This window comes from Cobetia sp. SIMBA_158, assembly GCF_046566945.1.
GTDB classification, from domain to species: Bacteria; Pseudomonadota; Gammaproteobacteria; order Pseudomonadales; family Halomonadaceae; genus Cobetia; species Cobetia amphilecti.
Genome location: NZ_JAWJYL010000169.1, coordinates 1 through 319, shown reverse-complemented (window position 1 = coordinate 319; position 319 = coordinate 1). Strand labels below are relative to the sequence as shown.

General features: G+C 38.2%; 1 protein-coding gene. It reads left to right on the top strand.

Annotation, left to right across the window (positions count from 1 at the left end; translation table 11 throughout):
* Nucleotides 1-209, top strand: a 209-nt coding sequence (locus tag R2R70_RS19485; protein WP_410978819.1) for an AbrB family transcriptional regulator, incomplete at its 5' end; no start/stop codon positions are given.
* Nucleotides 210-319: the final 110 nt, after the last annotated feature.

Below are 319 nucleotides of genomic sequence, written 5' to 3'. Positions count from 1 at the left end.
GTTTTTTAAGCACTGCTCCCGGAGGATTAGATCAACTGGTATTACTTGCTGATGCGGTTAAAGCAGACGTTGCACTTGTTTCTTTATTTCAAACCTCCAGATTGCTGTTCATATTTATTTTAATTATGCCTCTATTAAAGTTATTCTATCGCTGGCATGATAAAAAGATGCTGAACAATGTCACGTTCCTACTTGGAAAAGATAGCTAGCATCCTCAATAGACTACGGCTGATAGGAATCGTTGAATCGAAGCGATTAAGGTTGCTGAAGAAAGTACTTTCACATACATGGAGCAAGGCGATCGAGTTTAAAAATGACA